Raw genomic sequence first — 14,663 nt, 5'->3', positions numbered from 1 at the left:
TGTATTTTAAACCAAGTTATTACCAACCAAAACAAATAGTATCATGGAAAATCAAGGAGCATCTGTTGTTATTACGCACCATATTCTGGACGGGAAACAACCGCAATATGAAAAATGGCTAGATGAAATTGTTCCCATTACCAAACATTCGCATGGTTTTATCGATTTGCAAATTGTACGCCCAATTCCACATTTAACCTTTGTTTACACCGTAATCATTCGTTTTGACACCATCGAAAACCTTAAAACCTGGATGGAATCTGAAGATAGAAAAATGCTGATTCAAAAAGCACATCCGTTTTTTAGAAAAAACGACAACTACCAAATAAAATCGGGTTTAGATTTCCTTTTTAATTCCGAAAACGAAGGAAATAAAGTTCCTGTACGCTGGAAACAATTTCTTGTAACTTGGTCTGCAATTTATCCTTTGTCGCTTTTAATTCCGTTGTTGGTACTCCCCTTTTTAAGACTTTTGCAAATTCCAGCAAATCATTATTTTGATGCTTTAATAAACTCAGGTTTAATTGTCTTTTTGATGGTATTTGTTATAATGCCAAATTATACCAAACTAATTAAAAAATGGCTTTATAAATAACATGATAAAATCAACTTATACCCTAGAGAATCACTGTTTTACGCAGTGATTTTTTTTTTATCTCAAACTTAGAAAAACAAAATTTATTCTTTAAAATTTTCACTTACTAAACTCAACGACTCTTTTTGCCCATTTAACGAATACGACACATAGAGCGTTCAAATCTTCAATAGCTTTACAATAGAATTAAAAACCAGTACAATTAATTATCAAAATCTATCACCATGAAAACCAATTCATTAAGTTTTAAATACGAATTAGAAAAAAAAGAACCACGTACCAATGACGGCGGTACAACAAGAGGAGCATCAGTAACAGATTTTCCTGCTTCTATTGGGATTGCAGGAGTTTCGATGAGATTACAACCCGGAAGTATGCGCGAATTGCACTGGCACGCTAACGCTGCCGAATGGGCTTATGTTATTTCGGGAACGGTTCGTACTACTATTATTCATCCAAACGGTCATAGTTATACTGATAATTTTGAACCAGGCGATGTTTGGTATTTTCCAAAAGGATATGGACACTCTATACAAGCAACAGGAACTGAAGAATGTCATTTTATTTTGATTTTTGATAATGGTAATTTTTCCGAAGATCATACTTTTAGCGTTACTGATTTTGTTTCGAGCATGCCACCGGAAATTGTTGCTCAAAACCTTGGAATAACTTTAGAAGAAGTTGCCGCCTTACCTCAAAAAGAAGCCTATTTTGCTGCCGGAATTGTTCCTGACGAATTATCCTTTAATGCTGCTCCACGTCTTGAAGAATCAGATATCGAATTAACCAATTTGCACCGTTATCCACTACATTCACAACAACCAAGAATAATTCCGGGTGGTGGTTTACAACGATTGGTAACCAGCAAAGAGTTTCCAATTAGTACCACAATGGCAGGATCTATTATCGAATTGCAACCTGGAGCTTTAAGAGAAATGCACTGGCACCCAAATGCTGACGAATGGCAATACTATATTTCCGGTCAAGCCGAAATGTCTGTTTTTCTGGCAGAAAGCACCGTTGTAACCGAGCAATTTAATGCCGGAGATGTTGGTTACGTACCAATGGGTGCAGGACATTACATTAAAAATACGGGAAATACTGTTTGTAAAATCTTAATTGGTTTTAACAGCGGAGTTTATCAATCTATAGATTTAAGCGAATGGTTGGCAGGAAATCCAAAAGATGTAATCGTAACCAATTTTGGTCTGGCCGAAGGTGAAATAGAGAAATTCCCTAAAAGTAAATTGTTTATTCAACCTGAAAAATAATCCTTTTGATTTCTCAAACAGCACTCACCACAACTTCTAATCAAATTAGAACGCAAGAGAAACTAGCCGTATTTCTGGCTTTTATTGCAGGATATTTGGATGCAGCGGGACTTCTTAAATGGAAAATTTATGTGTCGTTTATGAGCGGAAATACCACACAGTTAGGAGTCGCTTTATCTCATAATAAATGGGCTGTAATTATTACAACCTTAACTGTAATTGGTTGTTTTGTATTGGGAATTTATAGTGGTACGTGTTTGTCATTGTGGAAAAATTGTAAAATTCAAACCTTACCTTTTTACATCGTGTCAGGAATACTGCTAATATATACAGCTATTTCGCTCTATTGCAATATAAATACAACTCTTTCGATCGCCATAATTGGATTTTCGACAGGAGTTATGAATACGATTGTAACATCAATAGGAAATCAACAAATAAATACTGATTTCGTTACCGGAACTTTAAATAGTCTTGCCAGAAACACGGCAATGCTAAGTATGAGTAATGACGAATCTAATTCAAAACAATACAAACTAAACGCTATTCACTTATTACTGTTATGGACAGGCTTTTTGTTGGGAGCATTTACTGTGCCTTTTTTACTTCCTTCGTTAGGAAACTGGACACTGAGCCTGCCCGCAGTACTATTGATAATTTGTGCATTGTTTACGCCAATTACAACCATTAATCCTAAAAAATAAATCTTATGCTGCAGAAAAATGACGTTGCTCCGGATTTTACATTATTTGCAACACCCGACCAAAAAATCACGTTATCAGAATTTAAAGGTAAAAATGTGATTTTAGCTTTTTATCCTGCCGATTGGAGTCCAGTTTGCAGCGACCAAATGGCACTTTACAACGAAATGCTGAAATACTTTAAGAAATACGATGCCGAAATTTTTGGTATTTCGGTAGACAGTAAATGGTGTCATATGGCGTTTTCGCAATCTAGAAATTTACACTTCCCTTTATTGTCTGATTTTGAAGCTAAAGGAGAGACTTCAAAAAAATACGGCGTATACAATACCGAAGAAGGCGAATGTAACCGCGCCCTTTTTGTTATCGATAAAAACGGAATTATACAATGGAGTTACTTGTCGCCAATGGCTGTAAACCCAGGAGCTGATGGAATTCTAGAAGCTTTAGAAAAACTTTAAAAACCAACTAATTATGTCACTAAAACCAGCGGTTAGTAAAACTGACCATACACAAGGAAAAAAAGATGCCGATATCGTAATTGTAGAATATGGAGATTATCAATGCCCTTATTGCGGAGCAGCATATCCAATTCTTAAAGAAATGATGAAAAAATACGGAACTAAGGTAGAATTTGTTTTTAGAAACTTTCCGTTATCCGAAATGCACCAATATGCTCGTCCGGCTGCAATTGTAGCTGAAGCGGCTGCATTGCAAGGGAAATTCTGGGAAATGCACGACGCGATTTATGAAAATCAGGAATATTTGAGTGAAAATTTTCTATTAGAATTAGCAGAAAAACTAGAGCTTGATCCTCATCAATTTAATACTGATATTAAAAAACCTGAATTGGCAAGTAAGATAGATTCTGATTTTGAAAGCGGTGTGATGAGCGGTGTAAATGGTACGCCTTCCCTATTTGTAAATGGCACAAAATTTAACGGTGGGCCTGAAGATTTATTACGACTACTAAGTGAAATTGTAAAATAATTCGGGATTTGCAACTACGTTAAACATTAAACAAAAAATATATTAATTAATTAAAAACCAAAATAACGATGAGCACAATTAAAGTAAAAGACGGAACAGAAATTTATTATAAAGATTGGGGAACAGGACAACCTATTGTTTTTCACCACGGATGGCCTTTATCGAGCGATGATTGGGATACACAAATGATGTTTTTCCTGAAACAAGGATATAGAGTTATTGCACACGACAGACGCGGACATGGTCGCTCTGGTCAAAGTGCACTAGGAAATGATATGGAAACTTATGCTGCTGATGTAGCAGAATTGACTGCTGCTCTTGATTTAAAAGACGCTATTCATATCGGACATTCAACTGGTGGCGGTGAAGTAGTACGCTACGCTGCAAAATACGGAAAAGGACGCGTTGCAAAAGCTATTTTAATTAGTGCCGTAACTCCAATTATGATAAAAAACGAAACAAATCCTGATGGTGTTCCATTGTCTGTTTTTGATGAGATTAGACAAGGAACGGGATTTAGCCGAGCACAATATTTTTATGATTTTCCTATTCCATTTTACGGATGGAATCGCGAAGGAAAAACAATTCAGGAAGGAATTAAACAAAATTGGTGGCGTCAAGGAATGATGGGTTCAGTTTTGGCACATTATGAAGGAATTAAAGCTTTCTCTGAATCTGATTTTACAGAAGATCTTAAAAGTTTAGACATTCCGGTTCTTGTTTTGCATGGCGAAGACGATCAGATAGTTCCTTTTGCTCAAGCGCCAAGAGCTGCTGCATTATTGAAAAACGGAAAATTAATTTCGTATCCCGGATTTCCGCATGGTATGCCAACAACTGAAGCTGAAACTATTAATAATGACATTTTAGTATATCTAAAATCTTAAATAGTAGCATGACTTAAAAAAAAACTTCAAAATGATCTTGGAGTTTTTTTTTATTTCAATGATACTGTACACCATTATTTGATTGCATTGAAACAATAAGATTCCCGCCTTGTTGAAGATTATGAGACATATGATTTTCATAATCTTCCAGAGATATTTCATTCCAAGGACTGGATTGTTTCGGGTTCATAATTTTAAAATAGGATTAAATTCTGGACAACTCTGATTTTATTTTTACTAATTGACCAAGCATTTCTGTAATTGGTACGGCAATATTTCCTTTTAAAAGCGCAGATTTGGCAATAGCTAAATTTAGTGTTTCTATTTCAGTTTCTCGTTTATTTAAGATATCCTGATAGGTTGATATTTTTTGTCCGTCAGACATTTTACTTATCGCAAGTATATTCTCTAACACAATGTCTGTGGTTAAATTAATACCATGCTCTTTTGCAACTGATAAACATTCTGTGATCACTGTTTTTGCAATTGCTAGTACTTCCTCATTACGTTGAAAAATTCCATTATCGGTCTCTAATAATGGACAAATAGAATTAAATACACAATTGCTGATTACTTTTTTCCAAATTAGAGTTTGTATATCCTGTTCTTTTCTAAATGAAAAAAGACTTGTGTCAAGTACGTTGACAATCTCTGTTAGCACTTCATCTGAGCCTTTAATAATACCTATTGGCGAAGGAGCGACCAACTTAAATCGTACTTTGTTATTTTCTAAAGATTCACTGGTTGCCAATAAAACACATCGGTAAAGTTCATCAAAATCTTTATCAATAAAACTGTTTTCAATATGCAAACCATTTTGAAGAAATACAATTGGAGATTTTCCAGTTTTATCTTTCAGCTTATTTGAAAGGGCTGCATTTCCAAATGATTTATTTGTTAATAGAATTGTCCCGTCTAGCTTTTCGTAGTGCGATAATGAGCTAATCAGTACCTCTGCTTCTACTATTTCATCTCCAATTAAAACTTGAATATTTTCAATATTTGCAGGATGGTTGTCAATACTTCCTCGCAAAATGGTTGCTTTTCTTCCATTTAGAATTAAAGCTACTGCCAAAGCTTTTCCAATTACACCATTGCCAATGATGAAAATATGATTTTGATTCGAGTTCATTTTATTTTTTTTAGCAAATCTAGAAATCTAAATTCGAGGGTTACAGATACAAAAACTAAATAAAATACGGGTACAAATTTATTTTACAGTTCAGTAATATTTTATTTATTAAATATTAAAAAATAATTAAATTCGCGAAACAGTTTTTACGAAACAGAACTAAAGTGCTTTTTTTGCAAACTAAGTTAGGCCAAAAGTTTCGTAAAACCTATGCTACCGGTAATACCATCACTGACCAAAAAAACTAAAGAATCAATATTGATTGCCAAAACATTAAAATTAACCAATGACGAATAACTGTTTAAATTGTAATGAAATAATTACGGGAAAATTTTGTAGTAATTGTAGCCAATCAACATCAACACATCGATTTTCTTTATCGCACGTTCTTCAACACGATTTTATTCACGGAATATTTCACTTTGATAAAGGCTTTTTCTACACGATAAAAGAACTTTTTACAAGGCCCGGACATAGTATTCGAGAATATGTACAAGGAAAAAGAACAAAGCATTTTAATTATTTTGCAACTGTAATTCTTTTGCTAACCATAGGTTATTTTATTAAAAAATGGGGCAAAATAGAAGCGTCAGCTTTGTATGATGAGACGAATGTTTCCGGATTATTTAAGATCCTAAAAGACTACTCAAAAATTACTGTTTTTCTACACATTCCAATTATTGCATTTATTAGTTACTTATTCTTCAGAAAAAGCAAACAAAACTATACAGAGAATCTGGTACTCAATATGTATTTGCTGGCTGGAACATTAACACTTAGCCTTATTTTACCAATCTTAATGATCTTTATTGATAATAAAGAATTTCTTCTTCAGGTAAATCTTTATCTGACCATATTAACCTTTCTTTATATAGCAATTTTCTATTATCAATATTTTTCGGCTTTTGATTTAAAAAAGTACAAACTAATTATTCGCGCCATTCTTATTGCATTGTTGTATTTGGCAACAAAACAAACAACAAACAACATCCTGAATATTATTGGACAAAAATATTTACATTAACTACAAACAAAGATCCTAGCGTTAACATTTTCCTTCATAAATAATATTGATTTTCATCCTATTATAGTACTCAATTTCCAAAACAAGACTTCGTTTATATTCATTTTTTGATTAAATTTACGTATCAACTTAAGTGAATTTACATGGAAATGAACGAGTCGGAATTAGTTTCTATTAAAGATATATACATTAGAAAAGTAAATGGTGCAGAAAGCTCATTCTACTCTGATATTCTCTCTATAGAAGAGCCACTTGAAATAAGAATCAGTTATGGTTCTGAGGATAAAAAAACGCATAAGAATATCTCAGTAACCATGCGTACGCCAGGAAATGATTTTGACCTTGCGATTGGCTTTTTATTTACGGAAGGTATTATTTCTTCGTTTCAAAATATCAAAAAAGTGTATCATTCGCAAAAGGAATGTTTATCACAAAAAAAGAATGTAGTTCAGGTTGATCTTGTAGATAATTTCGTTCCTCATTTACAACAATCGGACAGGAATTTTTACACAACTTCGAGTTGTGGCGTTTGCGGAAAAAGCTCTATTGAATCCATTAAAACAGTTAGTTCTTTTAAGCATATAGAGAATTCTAAACTAAGCTTATCTACAGATGTTCTTTATCAATTACCACAAAAAATAAAAACGGCCCAAAGTAGTTTTACTTTGACAGGCGGTATTCATGCATCGGCACTTTTTACCATCGAAGGTGAACTTGTATTCTTACAGGAAGATGTTGGGAGACATAATGCATTGGATAAACTAATTGGTCGCGCTTTGGCTAACAATTTATTGCCGTTGAACAGCTATATTTTATTACTTAGCGGTAGAGCAAGTTTTGAGTTGATTCAAAAAGCTGCGATGGCAGGTATATCAATTGTTGTTGCTATAGGTGCTCCATCTAGTCTTGCCGTTGAGCTCGCTATTGAATTTGATATTACTCTTTTGGGTTTTCTAAAAGAAGATAGATTTAACATCTACAATTCTAGCAATCAGGTTACAATTCTAACTTCTTACACGAATTAGAATCATTCAAAATCTTCATTTTTACACCAATCAAATACAAAAGCCATGAAAGAAGATAAATCTAAAAAAGGCATCGACGATAAAATTGCGAAAGAACCAAACGCTGAAAATCCTTATAAACTATTAGACCTAAAGCTAACAAAAGTTGAAACTTGGGCTGCAGGTGTACCTGCTGTAGTAGCTGCCTTTAGTGATCTTATTGAAGAAAAAACTCTTGTTCGTGGTACAAAAGCTTTGTTTAAAATGAATCAGGTTGGTGGTTTTGATTGTCCGAGTTGTGCATGGCCTGATCCTGATGATGAGCGATCTCCACTAGGCGAATACTGTGAAAATGGCGCTAAAGCATTGGCAGAGGAAGCAACAACTAAAAAAGTTACAGCAGACTTTTTTAAACAAAATTCGGTTTACGAACTTGCCAAACTAGACGATTATCAAATTGGAAAAATGGGAAGATTGACCGAGCCAATGTATCTTCCTCAAAACGGTACACATTATCAACCTATAAGTTGGGATAATGCATTTGAAAAAATAGCAAAGCATCTTAATAAGTTAGAATCGCCTGATGAAGCTGCGTTTTATACCTCTGGAAGAACAAGCAATGAAACATCATTTCTTTATCAGCTCTTTGCTAAAGAATATGGTACTAACAATATGCCTGACTGTTCTAATATGTGCCATGAAACATCAGGTTCTGCATTAAGACCTACTATCGGAATTGGAAAAGGTACTGTAACATTGGATGATTTTTATGATACCGATCTCATTATCATTATTGGTCAAAATCCAGGAACTAACGCACCACGAATGATGAGTGCATTATCGAGAGGTAAAAAAAATGGGGCAAAAATTATTGCTATTAATCCATTACCCGAAGCTGGTTTAATGGGTTTTCATAATCCACAAGAAGTTAACGGAATTCTTCGCGGCGGTGTTAAACTTGCAGATCTTTTTCTGCCTGTAAAAATTAATGGAGATATGGCTTTATTAAAAGCTCTCGAAATTATGTTAATTGAATTTGAAAAGAAAAACCCCGAAAAGGTATTTGATTATGACTTCATCAAAGAAAAAACTACGGGTTATGACGCTTTTCTTAAACAATTTGAAAATTACAATCTTGATGAACTTGTAGCTCTTTCGGGTGTTGCAAAAGAAGCACTTTATGAAGCTGCCGAAATGATCGCATTAAATAAGCGAATTATTGTTTGTTGGGGAATGGGACTTACGCAGCAGCCTAATGGTGTGGAGATGATTCGAGAAATTCTAAATATTTTGTTACTTAAAGGAAGCATTGGTAAGCCAGGTGCAGGCGTTTGCCCTGTTCGAGGTCATAGCAATGTGCAAGGAAATCGGACTATGATGATTGATGAAAAACCTACCGATGAACAACTTGATCGCTTGCAAAGCTTCTATGGTTTTAATCCTCCACGCAAACATGGATATGATGTTGTTCGAGCTATTAAAGCAATGGATGAAGAAAAAGTAAAATTACTGTTTTGTATGGGCGGCAATTTTCTATCGGCAACACCAGACACAACTTTTACAGCAAATGCCATAAGAAAACTCAATTTAACCGTGTGTGTATCAACAAAACTCAATCGTACTCATTTAATTCATGGACAGGAAGCTATAATATTGCCTACGCTTTCACGAAGTGATATTGATATAGTTAATGGAGAAGCACAGTTTATATCTACCGAAAACTCGATGGGTGTCGTACAATCATCAAAAGGAATTTTGAAACCCGTATCTGATAATCTTATTAATGAAACTCAGATTGTATGCAAAATGGCTATGGCAACGCTAGGAAACAAAACGGTTATTAATTGGCAACGTTATCATGATAGTTACGATGCTGTGAGAGATGACATTGAAAAGTGCATTCCGGGTTTTGAAGATTATAATGCTAGAGTACGTCAAAAAGGAGGTTTCTACCTGCCCAATGCGGCACGACATGGGCAATTTATTACAAAAGAATTTGGAGACAGAGTGCCATTTACATTAACCACAGTGCCAAACAACGAGCTTGCTCCTGATGAATATATGATGGCAACAACTCGAACTCACGACCAGTTTAATACCACAATATACGGTCTTGATGATCGATATCGTGGTATAAAAAATGAACGTAGGGTAATATTTATGAATCAAAAAGATATTGAACTAGCGGGACTTAAATCTGGAGATATAGTAGATCTATTTAATTATGATGATGATATCGAACGAATTGCGCCTTTGTTTATTATTGTTTCTTATCAAATTCCTGAGAAAAACACGGTTACCTATTTTCCAGAAACAAATGTTTTGGTTTCTGTTAATAATGTGGTGAAGGATAGCAATATGCCCGCGTCAAAATATGTAAAAATTAAAATTAAAAAGCACGACCCGAAAATTTATGAAAGAATAAATCGATTATAAAAATTAAGCATTAGTTTCACTGGAATATTCGTCTAATACCTCTAAAGTTGGGACAAAAAACAATGCTCCGGTTTGCGCTGTACTAAAATCTAATATTCGATCATAATTTCCCGGTGGATTACCGATAAACATGTTTTCTAACATTTTTTTTGTGGTGCTAAATGTGCTTGCATAAGCAATAAAGTATGTACCAACCTCTCCTTTTGATGGATTCCCAAAAGGCATATTGTCACGTACAATTTTCAAGTCATTCCCATTTTCGTCAGTTATGCTCGTAAGAGCGCTATGCGAGTTATTAGGTTTTACATTATCGTCCATTTCGATATCGTTCATTTTATACCTTCCAATTACTTTTTCCTGATCTTCAGTTGATAGACTTTCCCAGTTTTTCATATTGTGAAAATATTTCTGAACAAAGAGATAACTACCACCTTTATATGTAGAATCCTCATCTCCTACTACTGCAAAAAACTTTCGTTCCTCGCCTATCGGATTTTCTGTGCCATCTACGAAACCAATAATAGACCGACCATCCCAATATCTAAATCCATGAATTTCATCCAAACATTCGGCTACAGGTTGTAAAACATTTGAAATCGCTGTCGCCATATCAAAACAAATTGCCATGTTTAGTCCTCTTAAATGAAAATGAAGATCGCCAGATGTCGCCTTTGCACTGTGCTTTCCACCATTAATAGATTCAAAATTTACCAACTCTTTAGGCAAAGGTGTTGGCAATTGCAATTTTATCCATGCATCATGACCAATACCCATTACACAACTACTTCGCCCATCAGGAATTCTAATGGTAAAAGATTTGTTCAGGTTATTTACCAATGAACAAATTTTTTCGAATGCGGGCTTTATATCGGTCTGATCTTTAAAATTCCACACCATAAAAATGGTATTATTATTTGGATAGTCAGTAACGCTTTGAGATTTATTCATGGTAAGTTTTTATACTTTAAATATATTCAAATTTAAAATTAAAATCCCTAAAAAAGTAGACTACACTTTAATAAAACATTTGAAAAAACATATAAAATTTAATTCAAGGCTCTGTATTCTTTTGGTGCAACTCCAACTCTTTGTTTAAACAATCTGGTAAAGTGCTGTGGATATTTAAAACCTAGCGCGTAAGCAATTTCGCTTAAAGATTTACTTTGGTCAAATATTCTTTCTTTGGCAATTTCAATCACTTTAGATTGTATGTATTCCTGTGCCGTTTTGCCTGTCTCTTTTTTTATTAAATCTCCAAAATAATTAGCCGATAAATTAAGTTCTTCGGCAAAATAAGCAACCGCAGGAAGTCCCATTTTTAAAGGTTTATCAGAAGAAAAATAGGTATTAAGCAGTTCTTCAAATTGCTCTAAAATTCCAACATGAACTACATCTCTGGTTATAAACTGGCGATCGTAAAAACGCGTGCAGTAATCTAAAAACAATTCAATATTTGCTACAATTAAATGTTTACTATGTTTGTCAATCGCGTGTTTCAATTCGTAATTAATCTTAGTAAAACAATCTAAAATTATTTGTTTTTCTTCTTCGGATAAATGAAGTGATTCGTTTGAAGAATAAGAGAAAAAACTATAGTTCTGTATCGTTTTCCCCAACGATGTACCGTGAAGCAAATCTGGGTGAAATACCAATGCAATACCTTGAGGTTGATAATATTCGTCACTATTTTGACCAATAACCTGCCCCGGTGCCAAAAAAATTAAAGTTCCCTGCTCATAATCATAATTACTCAGTCCATAACGCAAATCGCCACAATAAACTTGTTTGAGAAAAACAGTGTAAAAACTATAATTCAATTTTCGTTGTTGTCTTGGCGCTGCATTATCTAAATAAACAAGACTTATTAAAGGGTGTAAAGTTTCTTGTTTATTAAAAGCGTTGTACTGGCTTATGGTATCAAAATTTATAATATCATCCATCGTAAATATGGTTTTCTTTACACAAAGCTATAAAATAAATAACCGCTTTTTCTTAAACATTTCTCAATCCGTAATATTGGTAAGTAATTCCGTAATTGATATAAGCTCCATACTTTTTAATTTATCGAAATTTGCTTTATCAATTTAAACAACTGAATATGAAAAAGATAAAACATATTTCTTTCTTAATAGTCTTAACAATTCAACTTGGAGTTATAACTTCTTTAAACGCTCAGACCAACATGAAAACTGACAAACCATTAACTAATAAAGAACAAAGTATAATTCCTATTGCCGCATTTACAACCAAAGGCGACACTCAACAACTTCGCATTGCATTGAACAGCGGATTAAATGCTGGTTTAAACATTAACGAAATCAAAGAAATAATAGTTCAAATATATGCTTATGCAGGTTTTCCGCGCTCACTTAATGCATTAAGTACTTTTATTACGGTTCTGGAAGAACGCAAAAAGAATGGAATTCACGATGAAATTGGAAAAACGCCCTCTTCTATTGCAGCCAATGAAAACAAACTAAAAAGAGGAACGGCATTGCAAACTAAACTTTTAGGCAAGGAGATGAAAACAAGTACTGCTGATTTTGCTCCAATTATTGATATTTTTTTAAAGGAACATCTTTTTGCAGATATTTTCAGTCGTGACATTTTAGATTTTAAAACCCGCGAAATAGTAACTATAACTACATTGGCAAGTTTAGGCAATGCCGAACCACAACTGCGTTCTCATATTAATGTTGGTATTTATAACGGGATTACGGAAACACAATTATATACTATAGCAGACATTCTTAAAAATAAAGTAGGTCCTGCAGAAAGCAGTTCTATGAAAGAAATTTTAAAAAATATTAATATGAAAAATAATGAAAATACCAAAAACCCATATACATTAGTATATGATGGCGCTCTTACAGAAAATGTAAAAGGAAGAGTAAACATTAACCCTGTTAGCTACAAAATTAAAGATATCACTATAGTTGCCAACGTTTATACACCGCCCAATTATAATCCGGCAAATAAATATCCAGCCATTGTAATTGCGCATCCAAACGGTGGTGTAAAAGAACAAGTTGCAGGTTTATATGCGCAACACTTAGCCGAACAAGGTTATATTACCATTGCGGCAGATGCAGCTTATCAAGGCGGTAGCGGCGGTTTTCCTAGAAATGTAGATAAACCAGCAAACCGAATTGAAGATATCTATTCGATGGCTGATTTTATTTCTCAATATGCTGGCGTTGATGCTTCAAGACTTGGTTTACTTGGTATTTGTGGCGGTGGCGGTTACTCTTTAAAAGCAGCGCAATCAGACAAACGTTTTAAATCTGTAGCTACTTTGAGCATGTTTAACTCGGGACTTGTAAGACGTAACGGTTACATGAATTCTCAAATTTCTACAATTCAAGAACGATTAAAACAAGCTTCGGATGCAAGAGCGCAAGAAGCTGCAGGAGGCGAAATTTTATATGCAAACAATAGTACAACTCTTTTAACTAAGGAACAAATTGCAAGTATTCCTGTTGATTTGTACCGACAAGGAATTGAATATTATTCGATAACTTACCCTCATCCAAATTCTAGCGCAAAATATACTTTAAGCAGTTTATTGGATTTAATGACTTGGGATGCGTCAACAAACATGGATTTAATTGAACAGCCTTTACTGATGATTGCAGGCAGTAAAGCGGACTCTTATTATATGTCTGAAGATGCATTTGCTAAATCAACTAATGCAAAAAACAAGGAACTATTTCTTATTGAAGGTGCAACTCATATCGAAACGTATTGGAAACCTGCATATGTAGATCAAGCGGTTACTAAACTAACTCAATTCTATACAAAATTTTTATAGTTTTTGTTTGTATAAGGAATTGATGTTTTTAAAAATTCAGACTCAATGCAGATCAAATTTGAAGTTGTATCGATATAAAAAACAAACCTCCATTATTTCTAATGGAGGTTTTTGTATACTATGATTATACTGGTAATAAGATTTATCTAAAAAGCGATATTGTATCAGCCAAATCCTCCTTAATTATAAATGCATTGATAAATTCCTGAACTTCCGTTTTTGTTTCGACTGGAGTTTCAAAAGAATTGATATGAAATTCATCATCCTGATCCAGAATATGAATAATCTCGGTATATCCTTTAGAAATTAAACTCCCTTTTAATTTAATTATATTCAATTGTTGTTTACTATCCAACTCCTTACGAACTTTTAGTTTTATAGCTCTTTCCATTCCAAATATTTTTAAATTAATAAATGATCCTATTCTTATCAAATATAGATATAATTTATTTTTTCATCTGTTAAAAAAAAGACGATAATTTATTATTTACTAACAAATTTAAAAAAAGCTTCAGTTTCTTTCTAATCGATATAAAATGTTTCAAAAATCTAAGAATCCAACTTTAAAAATTAGTTTGTATTACTTCCAAACGCAATAAACAAGGGTCTAATTTGTCCTAAAAAACTCATTTTTAATTTAATTGTCTTACTAAAATTAACTTTAAAGCTAAAATTATCGGTATAAAAACACCTCTTTTACACACTGATTATCAACACTATCAATATAAATTTCGTTTTTTTTTAATAAAAACAGCTGCATTATCTGCTCCCGTTTTTAATTGCTTTTATATATTTGTATTGCTATTTTAATT

At 33.5% G+C, this 14,663-nt stretch carries 14 protein-coding genes; 10 read left to right on the top strand and 4 right to left on the bottom strand.

The features are described from left to right. Window positions 1-43: 43 nt before the first annotated feature. From IW18_RS16285 to IW18_RS16260, 6 genes are all read left to right on the top strand, one after another. Complete coding sequence (locus IW18_RS16285) at window positions 44-595, top strand: antibiotic biosynthesis monooxygenase (protein WP_041518937.1); 552 nt, start codon at window positions 44-46, stop codon at window positions 593-595. 224 nt (window positions 596-819) lie between these two features. Next, complete coding sequence (locus IW18_RS16280) at window positions 820-1,866, top strand: cupin domain-containing protein (protein ID WP_041518936.1); 1,047 nt, start codon at window positions 820-822, stop codon at window positions 1,864-1,866. A 5-nt stretch (window positions 1,867-1,871) separates the two neighbouring features. Then, the gene (locus IW18_RS22720; protein WP_052480193.1) at window positions 1,872-2,570 is read left to right on the top strand and encodes a YoaK family protein; all 699 of its coding nucleotides are present in this window, start codon (window positions 1,872-1,874) and stop codon (window positions 2,568-2,570) included. A gap of 5 nt (window positions 2,571-2,575) precedes the next feature. Next, complete coding sequence (locus IW18_RS16270) at window positions 2,576-3,028, top strand: redoxin domain-containing protein (protein WP_041518935.1); 453 nt, start codon at window positions 2,576-2,578, stop codon at window positions 3,026-3,028. A gap of 13 nt (window positions 3,029-3,041) precedes the next feature. Continuing rightward, window positions 3,042-3,557 carry a DsbA family protein gene (locus IW18_RS16265; RefSeq protein WP_041518934.1) on the top strand — a complete coding sequence of 172 codons (516 nt, stop codon included), beginning with the start codon at window positions 3,042-3,044 and terminating at the stop codon, window positions 3,555-3,557. Between the two features lie 68 nt (window positions 3,558-3,625). Beyond that, a complete protein-coding gene (locus IW18_RS16260) occupies window positions 3,626-4,444 on the top strand; it encodes an alpha/beta fold hydrolase (protein WP_041518933.1) in 819 nt (272 codons plus the stop codon). Window positions 4,445-4,649: 205 nt separating this feature from the next. On the opposite strand, the gene IW18_RS16255 is transcribed toward IW18_RS16260, so the two are convergent. Continuing rightward, on the bottom strand, window positions 4,650-5,576 hold the full coding sequence (locus IW18_RS16255; protein WP_041518932.1) for a ketopantoate reductase family protein: 927 nt from the start codon (window positions 5,574-5,576) through the stop codon (window positions 4,650-4,652). A gap of 286 nt (window positions 5,577-5,862) precedes the next feature. On the opposite strand from IW18_RS16255, the gene IW18_RS16250 reads away from it, so the two are divergent. From IW18_RS16250 to IW18_RS16240, 3 genes are all read left to right on the top strand, one after another. After that, window positions 5,863-6,600, top strand: coding sequence for a DUF3667 domain-containing protein (locus IW18_RS16250; protein WP_041518931.1), 738 nt, complete (start codon window positions 5,863-5,865; stop codon window positions 6,598-6,600). A gap of 143 nt (window positions 6,601-6,743) precedes the next feature. After that, the gene (fdhD, locus tag IW18_RS16245; protein ID WP_041518930.1) at window positions 6,744-7,625 is read left to right on the top strand and encodes a formate dehydrogenase accessory sulfurtransferase FdhD; all 882 of its coding nucleotides are present in this window, start codon (window positions 6,744-6,746) and stop codon (window positions 7,623-7,625) included. A gap of 45 nt (window positions 7,626-7,670) precedes the next feature. Continuing rightward, window positions 7,671-10,040 (top strand): FdhF/YdeP family oxidoreductase, encoded by a 2,370-nt coding sequence (locus IW18_RS16240; RefSeq protein WP_041518929.1) that lies wholly within the window; start codon window positions 7,671-7,673, stop codon window positions 10,038-10,040. Between the two features lie 3 nt (window positions 10,041-10,043). On the opposite strand, the gene IW18_RS16235 is transcribed toward IW18_RS16240, so the two are convergent. Next, window positions 10,044-10,988, bottom strand: coding sequence for a Dyp-type peroxidase (locus IW18_RS16235; protein ID WP_041518928.1), 945 nt, complete (start codon window positions 10,986-10,988; stop codon window positions 10,044-10,046). A gap of 98 nt (window positions 10,989-11,086) precedes the next feature. Further along, window positions 11,087-11,980 (bottom strand): helix-turn-helix domain-containing protein, encoded by an 894-nt coding sequence (locus IW18_RS16230; protein ID WP_041518927.1) that lies wholly within the window; start codon window positions 11,978-11,980, stop codon window positions 11,087-11,089. Between the two features lie 158 nt (window positions 11,981-12,138). Here IW18_RS16230 and IW18_RS22970 point away from each other — a divergent pair, with 158 nt between their 5' ends. Then, the gene (locus IW18_RS22970) at window positions 12,139-13,851 is read left to right on the top strand and encodes a carboxymuconolactone decarboxylase family protein (RefSeq protein ID WP_084607969.1); all 1,713 of its coding nucleotides are present in this window, start codon (window positions 12,139-12,141) and stop codon (window positions 13,849-13,851) included. Between the two features lie 142 nt (window positions 13,852-13,993). Here the strand turns inward: IW18_RS22970 and IW18_RS16220 are convergent, their stop codons facing one another. Further along, on the bottom strand, window positions 13,994-14,242 hold the full coding sequence (locus tag IW18_RS16220; RefSeq protein ID WP_041519026.1) for a hypothetical protein: 249 nt from the start codon (window positions 14,240-14,242) through the stop codon (window positions 13,994-13,996). Between the last annotated feature and the right edge of the window lie 421 nt (window positions 14,243-14,663).

This window comes from Flavobacterium hibernum (assembly GCF_000832125.1).
Classification (GTDB): domain Bacteria; phylum Bacteroidota; class Bacteroidia; order Flavobacteriales; family Flavobacteriaceae; genus Flavobacterium; species Flavobacterium hibernum.
Note: the sequence above shows the minus strand (reverse complement) of the source record. Positions and strands in the feature narration are given on the sequence as shown.